This window comes from Desulfofundulus thermocisternus DSM 10259, from assembly GCF_000686645.1.
GTDB classification, from domain to species: domain Bacteria; phylum Bacillota; class Desulfotomaculia; order Desulfotomaculales; family Desulfovirgulaceae; genus Desulfofundulus; species Desulfofundulus australicus.
Window position 1 is genome coordinate 1 of record NZ_JMLG01000032.1, and the last position, 20,368, is coordinate 20,368.

The 20,368-nt window shown below is 57.7% G+C and carries 17 protein-coding genes, 5 tRNA genes and 1 pseudogene; 9 read left to right on the forward strand and 14 right to left on the reverse strand.

The genetic code is table 11. The features are described 5' to 3' along the window. A partial coding sequence (locus tag BR83_RS0113195) for an HD domain-containing phosphohydrolase (protein ID WP_027357463.1) occupies window positions 1–861 on the forward strand: 861 nt, incomplete at its 5' end. A 25-nt stretch (window positions 862–886) separates the two neighbouring features. Here the strand turns inward: BR83_RS0113195 and BR83_RS0113200 are convergent. The 6 genes from BR83_RS0113200 to BR83_RS16045 all read right to left on the reverse strand — a co-directional run bounded on the left by BR83_RS0113200 (window position 887) and on the right by BR83_RS16045 (window position 8,517). Beyond that, window positions 887–3,016 (reverse strand): HD domain-containing phosphohydrolase, encoded by a 2,130-nt coding sequence (locus BR83_RS0113200; protein WP_027357464.1) that lies wholly within the window; start codon window positions 3,014–3,016, stop codon window positions 887–889. 320 nt (window positions 3,017–3,336) lie between these two features. After that, window positions 3,337–3,411, reverse strand: a tRNA-Val gene (locus BR83_RS0113205). 14 nt (window positions 3,412–3,425) lie between these two features. Further along, window positions 3,426–4,625: a D-alanyl-D-alanine carboxypeptidase family protein gene (locus tag BR83_RS16040; protein ID WP_242839681.1), complete on the reverse strand. Its 1,200-nt coding sequence runs from the start codon at window positions 4,623–4,625 to the stop codon at window positions 3,426–3,428. A gap of 126 nt (window positions 4,626–4,751) precedes the next feature. Then, window positions 4,752–5,375, reverse strand: a complete 624-nt coding sequence (locus tag BR83_RS0113215) for a DedA family protein (protein WP_027357465.1) — start codon at window positions 5,373–5,375, stop codon at window positions 4,752–4,754. 80 nt (window positions 5,376–5,455) lie between these two features. Next, a complete protein-coding gene (locus tag BR83_RS0113220) occupies window positions 5,456–6,943 on the reverse strand; it encodes an SEC-C metal-binding domain-containing protein (protein WP_083543234.1) in 1,488 nt (495 codons plus the stop codon). Between the two features lie 71 nt (window positions 6,944–7,014). Further along, window positions 7,015–8,517: a S41 family peptidase gene (locus tag BR83_RS16045; protein ID WP_051618257.1), complete on the reverse strand. Its 1,503-nt coding sequence runs from the start codon at window positions 8,515–8,517 to the stop codon at window positions 7,015–7,017. 153 nt (window positions 8,518–8,670) lie between these two features. On the opposite strand from BR83_RS16045, the gene polA reads away from it, so the two are divergent. The 5 genes from polA to BR83_RS16050 all read left to right on the forward strand — a co-directional run bounded on the left by polA (window position 8,671) and on the right by BR83_RS16050 (window position 14,597). Beyond that, window positions 8,671–11,328 carry a DNA polymerase I gene (polA, locus tag BR83_RS0113230; protein ID WP_027357467.1) on the forward strand — a complete coding sequence of 886 codons (2,658 nt, stop codon included), beginning with the start codon at window positions 8,671–8,673 and terminating at the stop codon, window positions 11,326–11,328. Window positions 11,329–11,339: 11 nt separating this feature from the next. Further along, a complete protein-coding gene (mutM, locus tag BR83_RS0113235) occupies window positions 11,340–12,164 on the forward strand; it encodes a bifunctional DNA-formamidopyrimidine glycosylase/DNA-(apurinic or apyrimidinic site) lyase (RefSeq protein WP_027357468.1) in 825 nt (274 codons plus the stop codon). A gap of 86 nt (window positions 12,165–12,250) precedes the next feature. Beyond that, entirely contained in the window at window positions 12,251–12,895 is a 645-nt protein-coding gene (gene ytaF / locus BR83_RS0113240; RefSeq protein ID WP_027357469.1) for a sporulation membrane protein YtaF, read from the forward strand. 114 nt (window positions 12,896–13,009) lie between these two features. After that, window positions 13,010–13,606 (forward strand): lytic transglycosylase domain-containing protein, encoded by a 597-nt coding sequence (locus BR83_RS0113245; RefSeq protein WP_034635522.1) that lies wholly within the window; start codon window positions 13,010–13,012, stop codon window positions 13,604–13,606. Next, a complete protein-coding gene (locus BR83_RS16050) occupies window positions 13,590–14,597 on the forward strand; it encodes an ADP-ribosylglycohydrolase family protein (RefSeq protein ID WP_157833026.1) in 1,008 nt (335 codons plus the stop codon). The genes BR83_RS0113245 and BR83_RS16050 overlap by 17 nt, the downstream gene beginning before the upstream one ends. Here the strand turns inward: BR83_RS16050 and larE are convergent. After that, on the reverse strand, window positions 14,586–15,392 hold the full coding sequence (gene larE, locus BR83_RS0113255; protein ID WP_027357471.1) for an ATP-dependent sacrificial sulfur transferase LarE: 807 nt from the start codon (window positions 15,390–15,392) through the stop codon (window positions 14,586–14,588). The genes BR83_RS16050 and larE overlap by 12 nt on opposite strands. 149 nt (window positions 15,393–15,541) lie before the next feature. Here larE and BR83_RS0113260 point away from each other — a divergent pair, with 149 nt between their 5' ends. After that, window positions 15,542–16,300 carry a response regulator gene (locus BR83_RS0113260; RefSeq protein WP_027357472.1) on the forward strand — a complete coding sequence of 253 codons (759 nt, stop codon included), beginning with the start codon at window positions 15,542–15,544 and terminating at the stop codon, window positions 16,298–16,300. A gap of 188 nt (window positions 16,301–16,488) precedes the next feature. Here the strand turns inward: BR83_RS0113260 and BR83_RS0113265 are convergent. The 6 genes from BR83_RS0113265 to BR83_RS0113295 all read right to left on the reverse strand — a co-directional run bounded on the left by BR83_RS0113265 (window position 16,489) and on the right by BR83_RS0113295 (window position 18,190). Continuing rightward, a tRNA-Leu gene (locus BR83_RS0113265) sits at window positions 16,489–16,572 on the reverse strand. A 2-nt stretch (window positions 16,573–16,574) separates the two neighbouring features. Then, a tRNA-Lys gene (locus BR83_RS0113270) sits at window positions 16,575–16,650 on the reverse strand. Window positions 16,651–16,730: 80 nt separating this feature from the next. Then, window positions 16,731–16,805: transfer RNA gene (locus BR83_RS0113275), tRNA-Gln, on the reverse strand. Window positions 16,806–16,808: 3 nt separating this feature from the next. Continuing rightward, window positions 16,809–16,885 (reverse strand) — tRNA-His (locus tag BR83_RS0113280). A gap of 158 nt (window positions 16,886–17,043) precedes the next feature. Continuing rightward, window positions 17,044–17,568, reverse strand: coding sequence for a GNAT family N-acetyltransferase (locus BR83_RS0113285; RefSeq protein ID WP_027357473.1), 525 nt, complete (start codon window positions 17,566–17,568; stop codon window positions 17,044–17,046). Between the two features lie 340 nt (window positions 17,569–17,908). Beyond that, window positions 17,909–18,190 (reverse strand): PAS domain S-box protein, encoded by a 282-nt coding sequence (locus tag BR83_RS0113295; RefSeq protein ID WP_027357474.1) that lies wholly within the window; start codon window positions 18,188–18,190, stop codon window positions 17,909–17,911. A gap of 104 nt (window positions 18,191–18,294) precedes the next feature. Here BR83_RS0113295 and BR83_RS16810 point away from each other — a divergent pair, with 104 nt between their 5' ends. Both BR83_RS16810 and BR83_RS0113300 read left to right on the forward strand, forming a co-directional pair. Beyond that, the gene (locus tag BR83_RS16810) at window positions 18,295–18,489 is read left to right on the forward strand and encodes a type II toxin-antitoxin system HicA family toxin (RefSeq protein ID WP_084327265.1); all 195 of its coding nucleotides are present in this window, start codon (window positions 18,295–18,297) and stop codon (window positions 18,487–18,489) included. Between the two features lie 31 nt (window positions 18,490–18,520). After that, window positions 18,521–18,940, forward strand: coding sequence for a type II toxin-antitoxin system HicB family antitoxin (locus BR83_RS0113300; RefSeq protein ID WP_027357475.1), 420 nt, complete (start codon window positions 18,521–18,523; stop codon window positions 18,938–18,940). Window positions 18,941–18,987: 47 nt separating this feature from the next. Here BR83_RS0113300 and ltrA read toward each other — a convergent pair. Continuing rightward, window positions 18,988–20,249: pseudogene (gene ltrA / locus BR83_RS16055) on the reverse strand (group II intron reverse transcriptase/maturase). Between the last annotated feature and the right edge of the window lie 119 nt (window positions 20,250–20,368).

A 20,368-nucleotide genomic window follows, 5' to 3' on the forward strand; every position in this document is an offset into this window, starting at 1 on the left:
CAAAAGGCTGCCGCCCTGATCCGCGAAGTGTTCCCCGGAGAAGAAGCCTTCCGGGTAGGCGGCGACGAGTTCGCCGTCATCCTGCCGGCAAGAGATAGGGAAGCTGCACAAAAAGCCTGCTCGATTTTAATGGAAACCCGGGAGAAGTTCAACAGGGGTCACACTGTCATACCGCTCAGCATTTCCGCCGGGGTGGGTGTCACGGAGAACCCCCGCAGGTCCGTTTACGACGCTTACAAGCAGGCAGACGATGAAATGTACCGTGACAAGTTACAGCGCTGTGCTGCAGAGAGGTACGATATCGGCCGTTCCCTCCTGGCAGCGCTTTTCAGGAATTACCCCCACATCGAAAGGCATGCCAGGCGGGTTAAGGAAATAGCGTTGCGCCTGGGGAAGGCAGCAGGCCTTTCCACGGAGGAGATGGACAACCTGCTCCTGCTGGCCGAGGTACACGATATTGGAAAGGTGAACCTTCCGGAACACATCCTGCAAAAAAATGAACCCCTGACAAAAGAGGAAGAGGAAGAAATGAAACGCCACTGCGAAGCAGGATACCGGATTGCAAGGTGCTCGCCCGGGCTTACCCAGGTGGCCGAGCTAATCCTGCAACACCACGAGTGGTGGGACGGGCAGGGGTACCCGCAGGGTTTAAAGGGGGAAGAAATCCATCTCTTAAGCCGCATTCTTGCCATAGCCGACGCCTACGAGACCATAACCGCCGTGCGGCCCGGCAAAAAAGTCATGTCCGCCGAGGAAGTGATGACAGAACTCAAGCAAGGGGCAGGAACCCGGTTCGACCCTCACCTGGTGGAAATTTTCCTTAAAATGCTGCAGGAAGAAAACGGTGACATTTTCCCTTAAGAAGTTTTTGTTCTGAACCTGGCCGTCACCGCACCTGCTTGAATAAAAAGAGAATTTCTCCAAGGAGAGACAGGAGTGTTCCTACCCCCCCCCCCCCCCCAATATCTTCCATCTCACTCCGGGGTATTCGCAGGAAAGCCTCCACTACCCGCGGGTCAAACTGGCTGCCCGCGCACCGCTTCAGTTCATTGAACGCCTGGTCCGGGGTAAGTGCTTTCCTGTAGGGCCTGGCGGAGGTCATGGCGTCGTATGCGTCGGCCACGCGGATTATGCGCGCCAGGAGCGGAATTTCTTCTCCTGAAAGCCCGTCCGGGTAACCCCCGCCGCCGTAGTCTTCGTGGTGGTGCCGCACGGCTGCCGTAACCCCGCCGGGGAACCCGGCCGGTTCCAGAATCCTGGCCCCCACCTCGGGGTGACCCTGCATTTCTTTCCTTTCTTCCGGAGTGAGGGGGCCCGGCTTGAGAAGAATGTTCTCGCGGACGCCAATTTTGCCGATGTCGTGCAGGAGCCCGGCCATGTACACCTGCTCCTGCTCTCCGGCACCGAGTCCCAGGAAGCGGGCACACAAACGCGCCAGCTTTGCAACCCTCAAGGAGTGACCCCTGGTGTAAGTGTCCCTGGCCTCCAGGGCAGCCGCCAGTGCCTGCACGACATTCAGGTAATATTTCCGCAGCGAGGAATACAGGCGGGCGTTTTCCAGCGCCAGGCCCAGTTGAGAGGCAATGATGACCAGATATTCGACTTCCTCTTCCGACCAGCGCCGCGGCACGGGAGAATAGATCTTTAAAGTGCCCAGGATCTTTCCACCCGTTTTCACCGGCACGACAACCAGCGCCCGCACCTCGGGCACGGAGTAGGGGAGGCGCGCGCCCGTCACGGTATCGGCCAGGTCCTCCACGACCACAGGTTCCCCCTTTTGGAGCACCTCGCCCAGCAAATTGCCGTCCGGCCGGATACGGCCCGTCTCCGCCTGCAACCCCGGGCTCATGCCCACATTACCCCTGAGCACCAGGTCGCCGGTTTTCTCGTCAAGCAGCCGCAGCACACACCACCGGGCGCCCAGCACATCCCGCACGCCACCCAGAGCGGCTTCAATGATCCGGTCTGCATCGAAACTGCCCGACACCACCTGTCCTACCTCGAGCAGCCGTTCCAGCATGGCCGCCCTTTCCTGAACCCTCCGGAAAAGCCGGGCGTTCTCCAGCGCCAGGCCCAGAGCGGTGCCCAGGGTGGTCAGGAAAACAGTTTCCTCCCCGGTGAAGCGCTGCCCTCCCGGCCTGCCCGCCAGGGTGAGCACCCCCGTCACCCTGCCTCCGACTGTAAGAGGTACCGCCACTGCCGGCCGCTTTCCTTCGGCTGCGTTTTTTTCATCGTCAAAGTGCGCAGCGGCAGCTTCCCGCCCGACTGCGGCTATTATTTCCCCTGCGGGAATAATCCCCGGCCCGTTGTCCGGCTCCAGGGCGGCCGCCACTTCGGCGGTTGCCGCCCCTGGCTCCGCCTCGTCCAGCATAAGCACCGAGCCGCCGGCGGCCCCGGTCAGCCTCAGCACCGCCTCCAGCCCCTGCCGGGCTGCTTCGGCCACCTCCAGGCTGCTGGAAACAGTTTTACTGAACTCAAAAAGGGCTGTAAGTTCGTTCACCTTCTTCTGGAGTTCCTGCCCGGTGTACAGGAGCCGGGCTACGGTCTCCGCCACTGCCTGCATCATCCCCGTGGCAGCCGAGAGCCGCTCTTCACTCCAGACGGGTACCTTTATGGCCGCCGCCAGAAGCTCTTCGTGGCCAATGCCCGTTTCCCGGGCCAGTTGCAGCACTGCTTCTTTTGCAGGCTCCTGCAGCGCCACACTGCCGCCCACCAGCACTGCCGCCAGCTCCCCCGCCACATTTAAAGGCGTTGCCAGGTGCACCAGCCCGGCATGGCAGGTGTGGGTAACCGCCTTCCCTGCGCTCGCGGCGGCTCTGACCGAGGCCGCCCGCGAAGCCGCGCACCTGGCCTTTCCTTCCGGGTTCGCGTTTATCAGAGCACAGAACGGGCACAGGTTGGTAATTTCCGTGAGCGGGCGCCCGTCCGGGTAGGCAATCATAGCCGACAGACCCAACGCCCGGCTCATGGTTTCTTGAAGTTTTTGTAAATATTTTAGTTCTCCGTAGAGCTGCATCAGCTTCCCCTTTCCACGAAATTGACGAAATATCCTGCTTACAACACCTGCCCGAGAACTCCTGTTTGCCGTACGGCAGTTTTGCCTATCTAATAGCCGGTTCTTCTAAAGCCTATCTGTGAGACGGTTTCGTACCATCGGTATTTTTGGATTTTCTTTCTACTTCCCGGCGCAGGATCCTTCTCTGAAACGAAAAAGTTGCTTTCCTGTCGTAAATTTTGTCCTGTCCTGAGGTCAGGCCCCGGGCGGCCTTCCTGAAGGCAAAAGAAAAACCTTCCGTTCAGGAAGGCGAATGATGGGCCGACTACACTTGATTTTACTGGTGGGCGGGGTAGGAATTGAACCTACGACCTTCTGCGCGTCAAGCAGACGTTCTCCCACTGAACTACCCGCCCTCACGTGATAACATCTATATTATGGCCCAAACCGGCGAGGATGTCAAGGGGTGATTTGCAGGGGCCGGGAATTGGGCCCCCGGCAGGGCCGCCGCCTTCCACCAGCGCCGGAAAAAGGTTTTTTTCGGCACATCCCGGCCGGCCACCAGGGCAGCCCGGCCCAGCTCCACTTCCTCCAGGCGGTAGATCACTTCGCCCACTTTCTGCCCGGTCCGGATGGGAGCGGTGAGCCCGGGTACCAGTTTAATTTCCCTGCTCACCCGGGAAAGCTGATCCCGGGTGAGCTCGACCTCCACCGGCGCGGCCAGAATGGCGGGAACCTTATCGGCCAGCCTGCCGGCCACTGCCGGCCGGGCCACCTCTTCTCCCCTGCGGCCCAGGGTCACCCGCAAAACTTCGCTGAAGCCGTAGTCCAGAAGGGCCGCCGCATCCCGGTAGCGGTTGTCGCTGTGCAGGACTACGGCAATCAACCGGCGCCCGCCCCGGGTGACCGAGGCAATCAGGCAGTTGCCCGCCCGGGGGGTAGAACCGGTTTTAACCCCGTCAATGCCCGGGTATCTGCCTTCCCGCAGGAGGCGGTTGGTGTTATATATGGTTTCCCTGCGCCCGGAGTTGCAAAAAGTGATGGTGGTTTCCCTGGTACACACAATCCGGTTGAACACGGGGTTCTGCAGGGCGTAACGCGTTATTACCGCCAGGTCGCGGGCGCAGGTGTAATGCTGCGGGTCGTGATAGCCGTTGGTATTGGCAAAGCGGGTATGAACAGCTCCCAGGACCAGCGCCTTGGCATTCATCATCCTTACAAATCCCTCTTCGGAGCCGGCCACATGCTCGGCAATGGCCACCGTGCTGTCATTGGCCGACATGATCAGGGCTGCCTTAAGCAGGTTTTCCAGGGTTATCTTTTCACCGGCCCGCAGGTCCAGTATCGAACCCATGCCCACGGCCGCAGCATTGCTGCTCACGGTCACCACATCTCCCAGCCGGCCGTATTCCAGGGCAATAATGGCCGTCATTATTTTGGTCAGGCTGGCCGGTTCAAGCCTCTGCAGGCCGTTTTTATCGTAGAAAATCCGGCCGGTACCGGCATCCATGAGCACGGCCGCGTCCGCCGTCACGGAAGGTTGAGCGGCCCCCGCCGGCGCGGGAAAAGCGGGGAGAAAAAGCAGGCCCAACAGCAGTACCGGGCACAGAATGAGCAGGAAATGGCGCACGGCAATCCCTTCCCTTCTTTTTCCCCCCCTTATTCTGTCACGGCAGCCGGCCGCTTTATGAAAGCAAAAAAAACCAGCCCGCCGGTGGCTGGTTTAAGGAAGTATCGTTAGCAATTTAAAAAATCATTAATAGATTGTCTTCCTCCGCTTGCGCCACCACAGGTAGACCGCCAGGGCAACCAGGGCCAGGAGCACCACCACGTCCAGGCGGTGGAACCAGTATTTCAGGTCCTGCCAGTGCTGGCCCATTTTCATACCCAGATAGGTGAGGAAAAAGCTCCATGGCAGGGAACCCAAAAAGGTGTAGATGACGAAACGGGGGAAGTTCATGCCGGAAATTCCCGCCGGCAGGGAAATAAAGGTGCGCACCACCGGCATCAGCCGGGTGAAGAAAACCGTGGCTTCACCGTAACGCTGAAACCACATCTCCGCCAGCTCTAGATGCCGCAGGGAGATGCCGAAGTACCTCCCGTAACGTATTAAAAAGGGGCGCCCTCCCCAGTAACCCATAAGGTACGAAATGATCGATCCCACCGTGCCGCCAATGGTGCCGGCCATTGCCGCCCAGAAGAAATCCAGCCTGCCCGTGGATACCAGGTAGCCGCCAAAGGGGAGAATGACCTCACTGGGAAGGGGTACGTTGGCGCTTTCAATGGCCATGCCGATGGCGATTCCCCAGTAACCCAGCCTGGAAATAAAATCAACCGTCCATTCAACGATAACCTCCAGCAAAGAAAAAAGGTAATCCAACCCCGATATCCCTCCACCTGAAAAAAGGGCGGGAAACCAAACCCGCCCTTTCTTGCCCCTGTAATTTGCTCCTCCAGGAGTTAAAGCTTGAGATTATCCAGGATATGAGCCAGAAGCGGATCTGTTTCTTTTAAGCCGGTAAGCGGCGACCTGCGGGTGGAATACCGGCTGTCGTAGGCCACCAGGTCCAGCGCCCGGCACATGGCCCGGAAATTGGCCGAAATACTCGAGGCCGCCACGCCGTACTGCCTGGCCAGCTCGTGCTGGCTGATCCGGTGATCGCACTCCAGGCGGGACATGGCATATACCACCGTGGCCACCCACAGCTCGGGCTTGCGGAACGTGGGCCGTACCCTGGAACAGTAGTCATGCCACAGGTGCAGGGCCCCCTGCACCTGGCCCGGATCGTAACCCCTCTCCCGGAGGTCTTCCACAACCCCCCTGGCCACATTGGCATGGGTTACCGCCGGCCACTGGTAGTCTTCGGGAGTTTTAAAATGCTCCCCCGCCGGTTCCTCTCCGTCACCGGTACCGGGACCGGACGGCAGAAGGCCCAGCTTGCGGCGTACTTTCTGGAGATCGTATGAGGGCTCCCCGTTTAATTCCCGCCGGGTTTCCACCAGTTCCAGCTCATGGAACATTTCTTCCAGCCTGGCCCTGCCCTCGGCAGTGAGGCAGGCCTCACGGGGAGTTTTACCGCCCAGGGCGGGAACGGGTTTATCGATCCAGCGGTCGTAATATTCGTCCAGGATGGCCTCGGTGATCTGCTGGGCAATCCGGGCCGAAATCCTGTCCAGGAAGTCGCCGCCGGTCTCGTCACCTCCATCCTCAACCAGGCAGGACAGGGCATAGTTAAAGCCCATTTCCACCACCATGCTGTTAATGAGATGGGAGTGCTCCTTCAGGTAGTCATTGAGAACCTCTTTGACAGTTGCTTTCCGCTTCCGGGCGTAAGATCTCAGATCCCGGCGCAGCTTCTTGAGCAGGATATCTTTACAAAAACCCGGCAAAGCGAGCCCGCTGGTGGAGAACTCGTATTCATCCCCTACCTTCAGCAGCCGCATCAGCAGGATGGCCCCTGGCTGGAGTTCCACCGTTGCATTTACGTCATGCACCCTGAACTCTTTCTTCTGCAGGAGATCCCGCAGCACGACTCCTTTCCCGGGTATAACCTGCAACACCTCAAAAAGGGAAATTCTCGCCGCGGCCCAGTGCTCTAGCAGGATTTGTTCCCTCTCCGAAAGTTCGGGGTTCTGCCGGAAGGTTTCAATGATGGTTAACCCGCTGGGGAGAATGTAATCAAAGATAAACCACTCAAAACACCTTTCCATGGTGAATTCATCATCCCGGTCAACCAGTTCGGGATCCAGGCAGCTCAGATATAGTTCCTGAGCTTTAAGCGCCTCCCGGGCAAAATCCTGGCTGTCGGCAAATTCCCCCAGCTTGCGGCGCAGCTCATGGCCGATACGCCGCCACCTGTACTGTTCCAGGAAAACTACCTTATCGCTTCCAGCGCAGCAGTTGCGATACAATTTACCGCTCCCGCAAGGACAGAGACGTTGACCCATTTTCTTTACACCCCCTTTGCCGGCAGAAAGCTGGCCCGCGGGTTACGCATAGACTTTATTACAGTTTATTCTTAGTGATTCAACACGGGTATCATTATTCCTGCTTCATCCGGCAATAATTCCAGTTTAAGTTGACCTGCGTCATGCTGCACCTTTATTCCCAGCAGGGAGAGGGGGGAAACGGGCAGGTATATATTCCCCTCCCGCCAGGTAAGATTCTTCAATTTAAAATTTTTCCCCCCGGCAAAGGCGGTCTTTGAACCCGGTTCCAGGATAAGCTCCCGGCTACCGGTCCGGATTGATATCTGCTTCAAATCGGGATGCCACTGCACGTTGAATCCCAGGGCCTCCAGGGCAAAGCGCAGGGGAATGTAAATTTCCCCGTCTGCAACCAGGGGGTACACCGCGGCATCCACCCTTTCCCCGTCAACCATTACCCCGCCCGCAAAATTGAAAGTCACACTGCGCGGCAGGTGAGGCTGGAGTTCCTGGCAGGCGGCCACCAGCTGCAGGGAAGGAACGGAAACCTGGCGATCGGGTTCTATACCCCGGCCGTCAATGGACCTGCCGGAGGGTGTTAAAAAGCGGGCAATGGTTATTTTCAGCGCCCCTCCCGCCTCCAGAGGAACAATGGCCTGGGCCACACCCTTGCCGTAGGTGCGCCCCCCCACCAGGACCGCCCGGTGATATTCCTGCAGCGCCCCGGCCAGAACTTCCGCCGCACTGGCGCTCATGCCGTCGACAAGAACCGCCAGGGGCAGGTCCAGGTCGGGATTCTCGCCGGCGGTGGAGTACACTTCTTCGCGACCATTCCTGTCCACCGTAATTGCCACCACCTGGCCGGAAGGTAAAAAGTATCCCGCCAGGTCAACGGCCGCCTGCAGGTAACCGCCGGGATCGCCGCGCAGGTCCAGGACCAACCCCCCGATCCCCCTGGACTGGAACTCCCGCATCAATGCGCCGAATTCACCGGCCGTCCGGGAACCGAAAACATGCACCTTCACATAACCGATATTCCCGGCCAGTATTTTTCCTTCCACCACCGGGCTGCTCATCACTTCCCGGGTGAGCTCCACGTTAAAATCCGAGCCGCCGCGGCGGACGGTCAGCCACAACCGGGAGCCGGCCGGCCCGCGGATTTTTTCCGCCACCCGGGCAAGATCGAGCCCGGAAGTCTCTTCCCCATCCACCCGGACGATCAGGTCACCTTCCCGGATCCCGGCCCGGAATGCCGGGGAACCGGGGAACACCCCGGACACCCGGGGGTAAGGAAAACAGGCCTCCAGCTCCAGGCCCACCCCGGCAAAGCTGCCCTCCAGGGACCGGGCGAAATCCTCCAGCTCCCCGGCGCTGAAGTACTCCGTGTAGGGGTCGCCCACGCTGTTCAAAAGGCCGTCAATGGCCCCCTGCATCAACTGCCGGGCATCGGGGCGGGCAATATGGTAGCGGTAAAGGTAGTCCATCACTTCCGCTACCGCTTTTTCCTCCCGGTACAGCTCCCCTTCTGCCCCGGCTGGACCGGCAGGCAGGATTAAAAGAAATACCGCCAGTAAAAAAACAAGCCTGGTGCGCAAGGTATTCACCTCAAATGGCAAGCAAGATCCATATGTGGCAATTCGCCCCGCCGGGCTGAATATCCTGCCGGGGAGCCGCAAAAGAGCCAGAAATTCAGGGAGGTATTGGATATATCTACGGTGAAATAATTTAATAAAGGCAGGTGTACAGTTTTGCAGGAAAACACGCTTTTAGTCCTGGACGGCAACAGCCTGGCCCACCGGGCCTTTCACGCCATACCCCACCTGGCCACCAGCCAGGGATTGGTAACCAATGCCGTCTATGGTTTTACCAATATGCTCTTAAAGGTGATAAAAGAACTGCAACCGGGCCTGGTGGCCGTGTGTTTTGACATGGGCAGGGTCACCTTCCGCCATGAACAATACGGGGAATACAAGGCTCACCGGCCGGCAACCCCCGATGAACTTCGTCCCCAGTTCCCCCTGATCAAGGAAGTGCTGGCGGCTATGAACATACCCGTGCTGGAATGCGAGGGTTATGAGGCCGACGACTTAATCGGGACGCTGGTCAGCCGGGCGGAAGGGGAGAAGATAGCCAGCATCATCGTCACCGGCGACCAGGACTCCCTGCAGCTGGTCTCGCCCCTGACCAGGGTTTTACTTACCCGCAAGGGAATCAGTGAGCTGGAGGAATACACCGAGGGCCGGGTGTGGGAACGCTTCGGCATCACTCCGGCCCAGTTTCCCGATTACAAGGGGCTGGTGGGGGACACGTCGGACAATATCCCCGGTGTTCCGGGAATAGGACCGAAGACGGCCCGGACCCTGCTCAAGGAATATGGCAGCCTGGAAGAAATAATCTCCCGCGTGGACGAACTGCCGGCCCGCCTGCGGGATAAAATACGTCCCTACCGGGAACAGGCCCTTTTATCCAAGCAGCTGGCCACCATAGAACGAAAGGTGCCCCTGGAGATTGACGTGGGCGCCCTCCGCTGGCCCGGACCGGACTACAACCGGTTGCTGGCCCTCTTCAGCAGGCTGGAGTTCAAAACCCTGATCCGGGCCATCAGGCAGGAACTGGGGCAGCATGAGGATGAGGCAGGCGGGCATCCCGTAAGGGAAGTGGAAACCTACCGGGTGAACTTCCGGCACCTGACCGGGAAAGAGGAGCTGTGCCGCCTGGTGGAACTGAGCCGGCAATCGGGCAGGGTGGCCGTAGCCCTCAGCGGAACCCGCCGGGAAGGTATCGCAGCAGCCGCCGTGGCCCTGAAATCCCCCGGTGAAAGCCCGGAACTGTCCGTTTTTTACCTGGGAACGGAGAGTCCCGCCGGCGGGCAGGCGGCCCTGGAGATTCTGGGAGATATCCTGGCCGACCCCGGTATAGAGAAGCTCCTCCACGACGGCAAGAGCGCCCTGTGGCTTTTGCACAGGTACGGCCTCACTATAAACAACCTGGCCTTCGACACCATGGTGGCGGCCTACCTGCTCAACCCCGCCGCGGCCAGCCAGGAGCTGGCCGACCTGGCCCTGGAGCATTTAAAGGTCGTCCTGCCCGGCCGGGGCGAGGAAGCCCTGGCGGCCCGGGCCGATGCCATCTGGCGGCTGTCGGAACTGCTGGCCGAAAAACTGCGCCTGGCGGAGATGGAGAGGCTGTATTACGAGGTGGAGCTGCCCCTGGTAACTGTCCTGGCGGATATGGAAATGACCGGGGTGGCCATTAACAGGCAGCACCTGGAAGAGATGTCCCGGGAACTGGAGGTAAAGATCGCCTCCCTGGCGGGACAGATCTACCAGCTGGCGGGGGAACAGTTCAACATCAACTCCACCCGCCAGCTGGGGCACATCCTTTTTGAAAAGCTGGAGCTGCCGGTAATCAAAAAAACAAAAACCAGTTACTCCACCGATGCTTCCGTGCTGGAGGAACTGTCCGGGGCCCATCCCATCGTCCCCCTGGTTCTGGAATACCGGCAGCTGATGAAATTGAAGTCCACCTATGTGGACGGCCTGGCCGCCCTGATCAATCCCGAAACGGGCCGGGTGCACACCACCTTCCACCAGACGGTGACGGCCACGGGCCGCCTTTCCAGTTCCGACCCCAATTTGCAGAACATCCCCATCCGCCTGGAGGAAGGGCGCAAGATCAGGAAAGTTTTCATACCCGGCCGGGAAGGGAACCTCATTCTTACCGCCGACTACTCCCAGATCGAGCTGCGGGTGCTGGCCCACATGGCCAAGGACCCCAACCTGCTGGATGCCTTCCGCCGGGGGGAGGACATCCACACCCGCACGGCCGCCGAGGTTTTTGGCGTGTCCGTCACCGAGGTTACCACCGACATGCGGGGCCGGGCCAAGGCGGTTAACTTCGGTATTGTTTACGGCATCAGCGATTTCGGCCTGGCCCGGGATATCAACGTTTCCCGCCAGGAAGCGCGTCAGTACATCGAAAGCTATTTTGCCCGCTACGCAGGAGTAAAGGCATTCATCGAGCGCACCATCCGGGAGGCCCGGGAAAAAGGTTACGTCACCACCCTTTTAAACCGGCGCCGCTACCTGCCCGATCTCTTCAGCCCCAACCGCAGCGTGCGCATGTTTGGCGAGCGCACGGCCATCAATACGCCCATCCAGGGCAGCGCCGCCGATATCATCAAGCTGGCCATGGTACGCATTCACCGGGAATTGAAGGAGCGGGGGCTGGCCACCAGGATGATCCTGCAGGTACACGATGAGCTGATATTCGACATGCCCGCCGGAGAAATGGCGGAAGTGACCGAACTGGTCCGGAGGCACATGGAAAACGCCCTGGTGCTGGATGTCCCGCTGGTGGTGGACATGAAGCTGGGGCCCAACTGGTACGAGGTAAAGAAAATTTAGGAGCGGAGCAAATGCCTGAATTACCGGAAGTGGAAACGATCAAGCGCACCCTGAAGGAGCGATTAACCGACCTTACCATACGCGGCGCAGATATCCTCCTCCCCAAGATCATTCAAACGCCCTCACCGGAGGAATTCTGCCGCCTGGTGGTGGGTAAAAAGATCCTGGATGTGGGCCGCCGGGGCAAGTACCTCCTGCTCTCCCTTTCCCGGGGGCTGGTGCTGGTGGTTCACCTGCGCATGACGGGGCAGCTGGTTTACACCGCCCCGGGTGCACCCAGGCCCAAGCACACCCACCTGGTCTTCTACCTGAGCAACGCCCACCAGCTGCGCTACACCGATACACGCCAGTTTGGCCGCTTCTGGCTGGTGCCGGCAGAAAAACTGCAGGCCGTCAGGGGGTTGAAAGATCTGGGGGTGGAACCCTTAAGCGGGGAATTTACGGTGGATTTTCTCAAAAAGGAACTGAAAAAGCGGCGCACCCGCCTGAAACCCCTCCTGCTGAACCAGACATTCATTTCCGGCCTGGGCAACATCTACGCCGATGAAGCCCTCCACCGGGCGGGACTGCACCCCGCCCGGCAGGCAAACACCCTCACCACGGCCGAAGCGGAAGCCCTCTTCCGGGCCATCCGGGAGGTTCTGGAAGAAGGGATTGCCAGCCGGGGTACCAGCGTGAGGGATTACGTGGACGGCACGGGACAGGCGGGCAGCTTCCAGGAAAAATTGCGGGTATACGGCAAAAGCGGGCAGCCCTGCCCCCGGTGCGGCCTGGCCGTCGCGCGCCTGCGCCTGGGCGGCCGCAGTGCATACTTCTGCCCCGGATGCCAGAAGTAACCAGGGCTCTAACAAATCACCATTCGACCGTCCCTCCCATACAAATGGTTAGGAGACCCCAAAAACCACCTGGGAGGGAGCGGTCAGTGGAGTTATTTACCATCCTCATCTTTGCCCTTGCCCTGAACATGGACGCCTTCGCAGCCGGGGTAGCCTATGGTGTAAGGGGTATCCGGCTGCCCTTTTCTTCTGTGCTGATCATCAGCCTGATGTCGGTTGCGGCCATCAGCCTTTCCATGATTGCCGGGAACCTGTTAGCCAGGGCCATCTCTTTAAGCTTCGCCCGGCATCTGGGTGGGATTATCTTAATCCTCATCGGACTATGGGTACTGTTTCAGGCCATGAGAGAAGGAAATAACGAAGTGGAACCCGCACGGGAAGAGGAACCCCGGCCCCTGGTCCAGATCAGGATCCGCACCCTGGGGGTTATGGTCCAGGTACTGCGGGAACCCCACCGGGCCGACCTGGACCGCTCGGGCGTAATCTCCGCCGGGGAAGCCATCCTGCTGGGTCTGGCCCTGGCTATGGACGCCTTCGGTGCCGGCTTTGCCTTCTCCATGCTCGGCTTCGACCTGATGCTCACCGCCTTTCTGGTGGGGGCCGGGCATGTAATTACCACCTACGCAGGCCTGCTGGCCGGCCGCACGTTCGGGGCCACCGCCCTGGGCCGCCATTTTTCCGCCCTGCCCGGCTGTATACTGATCCTGCTGGGGCTGTTCAAGCTGTATTAATGCAGCAAAGCCTGCAGGAACCCGGCCCTGTTGAGCGAATTGCTTTTATAGCGGGCCAAAGAAAAATCAGCGCACTTTCTCCGCCTGCAAGCTGCAATCTGGAGTGATGGATATTTGTCCTGGCACCTCAAGATAAAAAAAGATAAAAGCTTTAAGGTGCGCTTGTTTTTTTTCGTTTTGATGCTGCTCATCATCCTGAACCTTGATCATCTGGGGCGGCTTATTTATCCTTTCCCCTACCGGGAAACGATTTTCAAGTATGCTTCCAGCTATGGGGTCGACCCCTTCCTGGTGGCAGCGGTGATCAAAACGGAAAGCAACTTCAATCCCCGGGCTACCTCCCACCGGGGCGCCCGGGGATTGATGCAGATAATGCCGGAAACGGGAAGCTGGGCGGCCCGGGAATTGGGCCTGAGCCACTACCACCGGGACCTGCTGTTCGACCCGGAATTCAACATTCATATCGGCACCTGGTATCTTGCCGACCTGCACCGGACTTTCAATAACGATCCCATCCTGGTCCTGGCCGCCTACAACGGCGGGCTGGGCAACGTGCAAAAGTGGCTGGAACAGCAGCGCTGGACGGGTGAAAAAAGCAAGCTGGACCAGATCCCCTTTGCCGAAACCAGGGATTTTATCCGCAAGGTGCTCTGGAACTACCAGGTCTACCGTTATCTTTACGGAGGTGACCATGGTGAAAAACATTATTAAGGGTGCCTTTTACGGCGCCGCGGTGGGAGACGCCCTGGGCGGCCCGGCGGAATTCATGAGCGCCGGGGAAATCCGGGAAAAGTACGGCGTCTTAAAGGACATGGTCGGCGGGGGCTGGCTGAACCTGGAACCCGGAGAATATACCGACGATACCCAGATGACCCTGGCGGTAGCCCGGGGCATCCTGGCCAATCCCACTTCCCCCATTGAAGAAACAGGCCGCCAGTTCATCCGCTGGTACCAGTCCGGGCCGCGGGATATCGGCAACACCACCTTGATGTCCCTGCGCAACTTCCTGCTGACGGGCAACTGGTATGAAGCCTCCCGCCTGACCGCCAAAACCTTAAATAAGCTCGACTCCAATGGCGGCCTGATGCGCACCCTGCCGGTGACCTTCGGCTACTGGGGCAATCTTCCGGCCATGGCCAGGTGGTCGGTCCAGATTGCCTATATGACCCACTACAGCCAGGAGGGAGCCACCTGCTGCCTCTTCTACAACTTCCTGATCTACCTGCTGGGGTCCTGCAGGAGTTTAAGCAAACGGGAAGCGATAACCCGGGCTCTCCAGCTGGCGGACAAGCACTGCCGTGAATTGAACATCCAGCCCAGCAAGTTTTTCTGGTACATCATCCGCCACATCCAGGAAGGCGCCCCGGAGGTCACCCCCCACGGCAGCGCCCTGGATACCCTGGCCGCAGCGCTGCAGTGTTTCCTGCACACCGAAAGTTTTGAAGACGCCCTCATCGCGGCAGTCAACCGGGGTGACGACACGGATACGGCCGGAACAGTCACCGGGGGCCTCGCCGGAACATATTACGGTTTCGAGGCCATCCCCCGGAAGTGGCTGGAGGCGCTTAAAAATAGCGAGCCCCTGGAAGAAATAAGTGAAAAGTTCTACCGGCTCATCCAGAGCAGCGCTTCCAGAGCGGAATCCCCAATGACGGACCATTCCCGGGGCTGGCCCACCTGCCGGGAAGATTCACAGGTTTAAGGCCTCATTCATGCTCCCGCTCCGGAAGCCCTGTATATCCAGCGTCACATAGGTATAACCCAGCTGCTTCAGTTTCTCAACAACCCTGCCGGAATGCCGGATAACGAGAGGGAAATAATCCCCCGGCACCTCTATGCGGGCCAGGTTGCCGTGATCCCTGAGCCGCAGCTCCGGTATGCCCAGCTGCCGTAAAAATTTCTCCCCTTCGGCCACCCGCGCCAGCCCCTGGCGGGTGATGGGAGTGCCGTAGGGGAACCTGGTGGCCAGGCAGGGGGAAGCCGGCTTACCGGCAGTGGGCAGGCCCAGCCGGCCGGACAGGGCGCGGATCTCCTGCTTGGTCAAACCCGCTTCCATCAGGGGGCTGCAGACCCGCAGCTCCCGGGCGGCCTTAAGTCCCGGCCGGTAGTCGCCCGCATCCCCGGCATTGGCGCCGTCCAGCACGCAATTAAGGCCGTGGGTACGGGCCACTTCCCACAGCCGGGCGTAAATTTCCTTCTTGCAGTGGTAGCAGCGATCCGGGGGATTGGCGGCCAGCACCGGGTTGTCCAGGCCCCTTACGGAAACAGCAAGATGCCTTACCCCGATTAAACGGGCCAGCTCTTTTGCCTCTTCCACCTCACCCGCAGGATAAATTTCCGAGGTAGCCGTAACCGCCAGGATTTTTTCCTCCCCCAATACCATGCGGGCCACTTTAAGCAGTAAAGTGCTGTCCACCCCTCCGGAAAAGGCCACCAGACAACCATCCAGATTCTCCAGGATTTTCTTCAGATGATCAAATTTATTTAAGAGGCTCATGGTTGTCACCTGCCTTTGTAATCTTTCGCCGTAAAATGTAAACCTCCTCCGGATAAGGTAGGATCTATATTTTCTAATGCAGGAATTTTTTGTTTTGATGTAGAAAAAAGGCCCTGTTATCTAATCTGGACTTACAGGAGTGAGACGGGGTGGGGTTTTTAAGCCGCAGCAAAGGATCGATACTTCTGGTGGAAGACTCTGCATTAACCAGGTTTTATTCCAGAAGGCTTTTAGAAAACAACGGTTATGAAGTAGCAGAGGCGGCCAGCGGGGAAGAAGCCCTGGTCAAAATAAGGGAAAGGCTCGATCCATTTGATCTTGTTATTATAGACATTAACCTGCCCGGTATCGATGGCCTGACCACTATAGAAAAAATAAAGGCCATCCCGCATTACCGTTACGTTCCGGTGATGATTTTGACTGTTGAAGCAAAGATATCCACGGTTAAGCAGGCCATCCAGGTGGGCGCCATCGAATACCTTTGCAAGCCTTTCAGCACCGAACAATTACTGCAGCGGGTAGAAAGGCTTATTGGACGCAGCGAAGACCCCCGCGAAATTTTAGAAAGGTTGCTTAGATTAGAAATTAACCGCGCCAAAAGAGGAAATTCAAAATTTTCCCTGGTACTGGCGCAGAGAACAGCAGCCGGCAGGTTCAACACAGCAAGTGTAAAGAGGCTTCTGCAGAAAAAGCTGCGTGAAATTGACGAGGTACTGATGCTTGATGATAACCTCCTGGCGCTGGTACTTCCCTTAACAGATAAGGAAGGAGCAGCCACAGTAATAAAAAAGCTGCAGGAATGGGTGGCTGAAAAAGGGTGGCGCTTTGGCCTGGCGGTTTACCCGGAAAACGGCGGGAATGGCAAAGAATTGTTCGGGTACGCCCAAACCGCAATTTCAAAAAGCTAATATTTAAAACTTTTCCCTTCGCCATAAAAAGCAAACCTCCTTCGTTACCCAGGTTTTTACTCAACGGGTAACCGAAAGAGGCTGAATCCGGTGTGGCTTGCGTGCCTTTTTAATACCACCGGACTAGACTTTTCCCGTAGCCGGTGGTATTTGATCCCAGGATCGCAGGCCCTTAATTTTTCTGTTTTTGGTGCGGGCGGTGGGAGTTGAACCCACACGGGTTGCCCCACCGGATCCTAAGTCCGGCGCGTCTGCCATTCCGCCACGCCCGCGTTGGTGAGCCATGGAGGACTCGAACCTCCGACACCCTGATTAAAAGTCAGGTGCTCTACCAGCTGAGCTAATGGCCCAAAAATTTGCCCAAATATAAAATTATAGTTGGTCACCGGCCTTAAAAAGTGGCAGCAGCGACCAACTATGGTTATCATGTTGGCTGGGGCGGCTGGATTCGAACCAACGAATGGCGGGTCCAAAGCCCGCTGCCTTACCGCTTGGCTACGCCCCAGCGTGGGGTGGAAGATGGGACTCGAACCCACGACCCCCAGGGCCACAACCTGGTGCTCTAACCAACTGAGCTACATCCACCACATACTGCCGTGCAGGGTTCAACCCTGCCCGCCAGCATTTGATATTATAACAGGGCCATTTTCAAAAGTCAAGGCGATGTTAAAGGAAATTTATAACTTTATGTTGCCTTTCCGCAGTGACCATCCCTGATCCAGTAATGCCCCGCTTTTAAAATCTTATACGCATGCCCCCGCCGCCGGCACCCGGCCAGGCCCGGCATTGTACAGGCGGTTCCCGGGCTTCAAAACTTTAAACAACTGCACATCCCGGGAAAACCCGCAGCGGGTGAAAAACTTTCTCCCCGTACCGGTTACCTGCCTGACATACAGCACCGTACCATGCTGCAAGGCCTGCTCCAGGTAACCCAGCAAAATCCTGCCCAATCCCCTTCCCCGCAGATCTTTTTTAATCAGTATGATATCGATTTGCACCAGGTCCAGCCGTTCCGGGATAAACGAACAGAACCCCACCGGCTGACCCTCCCGGTCAAACATGGAGAGGACAAAATGCTGCGCCATCTTCTTAAAACCGGAATAACCCGGATTCATTTCCCCCAGGTCGTCAAACAGGCAGGAAAGGGTTTCACAAATAAACCACGGTACCTTTCCCACCCCCGGTAAACGGCTGGCAAAATAAGAACCCATCTCCCCTGTGCCTTCCGGAACGTAAAGGTAAAAGTGAAACTCCTCCAGAGAATTCAAGGACCCCCACCACCTCATCCTCGCTCCGCAGGGGCAGCCCGGCCCCCGGGTTCTCCGGAGCTTATCTTTTCTATAAGTAACCCTACTATATTATATCATGATCAGGGTCTATCAGGATCCCCTTTTCCTTTTATTATCCCCTCACCTTTTACCGGATTTTTTCATACCTTATTATTGAAAACCAGCTATACCAAAATATAGAAAGGAGGCAACCGTATGGCTCCCGATCCCGGCTACTACTATGGCCAGTTCTCCTTTATTCTCTTCCTGATCCTGATTCTGCTGTTCTTCGGCAGGGGCTTCTTCCCCTATCAGGCCCAATAAACCCCGGCCGGGCGCCTTATGGCGCCCGGTCCTCTTTCCAGCCCGCATCTGCATACTGCACGAATTCCTCTTCCCTGCCGCTGCGGGTCAAACGGCCGTAAAAGTCCACCCAGTCGAAATTGCCTTCCCTCAGCCCGGGCAGGACTTCCGTTGCCCTTTTCCCCAGGATATCTTCTTTCTTGAACCCGGTCATTTCTTCAAAGGCAGAGTTAACATCAAGGAAAATGTAGTCCTCGGGGGAGCCCCCATCATCATAAATTACCCTGTGGTAGGCGTAGGCACAGGGCAGGCGCTCCATAATTTCCCGGTGTTTATGCAGGCCACCTGAGGTTCATTCAGTTTTTACTTTACTTGTTGACACGTGTTTTTATACGTATTATAATACTCGTGAGGTGTGGGTGAGTGAAAACATATTCATCCAAGGAACTAATCCGCATGCTGCAGGAAGCAGGCTGGATGCTTGTTAGGGTCAGCGGTAGTCACCACCAATTCAAACACCCAGCAAAGCCAGGATTAGTCACTATCCCTCACCCGAGAAAAAGCCTCCCAACTAAAACAGTCAAGAGTATCCTTAAGCAAGCAGGTTTAGATAAATAATGGCCTAATATCCTGAAAGGAGGTCCCGGTTATGCCCAAGGACAGATATATCTATCCTGCAATCTTTAATTACGCTGACGATGGCATCTCGGTAGAATTCCCCGACTTACCCGGATGCTACACCTGCGGCGACAACGATGAAGAAGCGCTTCGCATGGCTAAAGAAGCATTAGCCCTTCACTTATACGGGCTGGAGGAGGAAAACTATCCCATTCCCGAACCCAGCCCTGTAAACAAATTAAAAGTGGAACCAAATCAGGTTGTCGTCCTCGTCGAAGCCTGGATGCCACCCTTCCGCGACGAGATGAAGCACCGGGCTGTCAAAAAAACGCTGACCATACCCAAATGGCTTGATGATTTAGCCCGGGAACACAATGTCAACTTCTCTCACTTACTGCAAGATGCCCTGAAAGAGTATTTGGGCATAAATCGAGCAGGAGGGGGCGGCTAGCCCCCGTCCTCTCACACCACCGGACATGCGGGTCCGCATCCGGCGGTTCACCAAGCTTGACGAAGATAAGAATAGCGTTCGGTTAAGCTCATCAGGCCCTGGGACTGAAAGTCAAGCGTTGCCCAGGGCTCTATTCATTGGCCTCGTGGGCCATCCGCCACGGTCCTTTGCGAGCGTTGGCGAATTCATGTACCACCCATTCAGGCAGTCCCAGTGCACGTAGCTCGCGGTACCTTGTCCGCACTCGCTTCCACTGCTTCCAGAGGCACATGCGCAGCCTCCTCCGCATCCAGCCTTCCAGGTTCCTGAAAATGCTGGGCGTTTCGGCCAGGGCAAAGTAGCCCATCCATCCGCCCAGGTAAGCGTTTAACCGCTCTATACGCTCAGCCATGCTTACGGGTTTATTCCGGGAGGTTATTTCCCGGATTTTCATCTTCACCCGTTTGATGGTTTGCGGTGCCAGGCGGATAAGGATTCGCCCTGCTTTGGCCTTGTACATGCTAAATCCCAGGAATTTCAGTTTCCACGGCCGGTCTACCGCGCTCTTTTGTTCGTTGATTTTGAGCTTCAACCGCTCCTGCAGGAATTTACGGATACTGACCATGACCCTTTGTCCCGCCCGCTTGCTTTTGACGTAGATGTTACAGTCGTCTGCATAGCGGACAAATTTGTGACCCCTCTTTTCCAGTTCTTTGTCCAGGTCGTCCAGCAGAATGTTGGCCAGAAGCGGGCTTAAAGGTCCACCCTGCGGCGTCCCTTCCGCCGTTTCCATGACCACTCCGTTCACCATGACGCCTGCGGCAAGATAGCGGCGGATAAGAGTGAGTACCCTCTTATCCGTGACTTTCCGGGCTACCCGGGCCATGAGTATGTCGTGGTTTACCCGGTCAAAGAATTTCTCTATGTCCAGGTCCACGGCCCATTCGTATCCTTCTTCTACGTACTGACGCGCTTTCCTTACCGCGTCATGGGCTCTCCTTCCGGGCCGAAACCCGTAACTGGCCTCTGAGAATTGCGGGTCGAAAATAGGCGTCAATACCTGCAGGAGCGCCTGCTGGATCAGGCGGTCCATTGCGGTAGGTATCCCCAGTAGCCGTTTGCCTCCCCCGGGTTTCGGGATTTCGACCCGGCGTACGGGCATAGGTCTGTAGGTACCCGCGAGCAATTCTTCCCGGATTCGCGGCCATTCGGCACGGATCTGGTCCCGAAGCCGTTCGGTCGGGATGCCATCTATGCCGGGCGCGCCTCCGTTCCGCTCTACCCGCTTCAGGGCAGCCAGCATATTGCCCCTGGCTACCACCTGTTCCATCAGGCCGCTATTCTGGCCTCCGCGAGGTGCCGTCCCGCTTTGTGCCGGAGAAGGACTCGGCCCTCCCGCGGTCCCCCGCGGCTTCACCACTTCCTCCCGCGGGCAGGCCCCTTCCGGGG

What these genes read in the sequence shown, in the direction of transcription:
- BR83_RS0113300 (WP_027357475.1), top strand. Translation starts at nt 18,521, where the DNA reads ATGCCCAAGGACAGATATATCTATCCTGCAATCTTTAATTACGCTGAC.
- mutM (WP_027357468.1), top strand. Translation starts at nt 11,340, where the DNA reads ATGCCTGAATTACCGGAAGTGGAAACGATCAAGCGCACCCTGAAGGAG.
- larE (WP_027357471.1), bottom strand. Translation starts at nt 15,392, where the DNA reads ATGAGCCTCTTAAATAAATTTGATCATCTGAAGAAAATCCTGGAGAAT.
- BR83_RS0113295 (WP_027357474.1), bottom strand. Translation starts at nt 18,190, where the DNA reads ATGGAGCGCCTGCCCTGTGCCTACGCCTACCACAGGGTAATTTATGAT.
- BR83_RS0113200 (WP_027357464.1), bottom strand. Translation starts at nt 3,016, where the DNA reads ATGCAGCTCTACGGAGAACTAAAATATTTACAAAAACTTCAAGAAACC.
- BR83_RS0113220 (WP_083543234.1), bottom strand. Translation starts at nt 6,943, where the DNA reads ATGGGTCAACGTCTCTGTCCTTGCGGGAGCGGTAAATTGTATCGCAAC.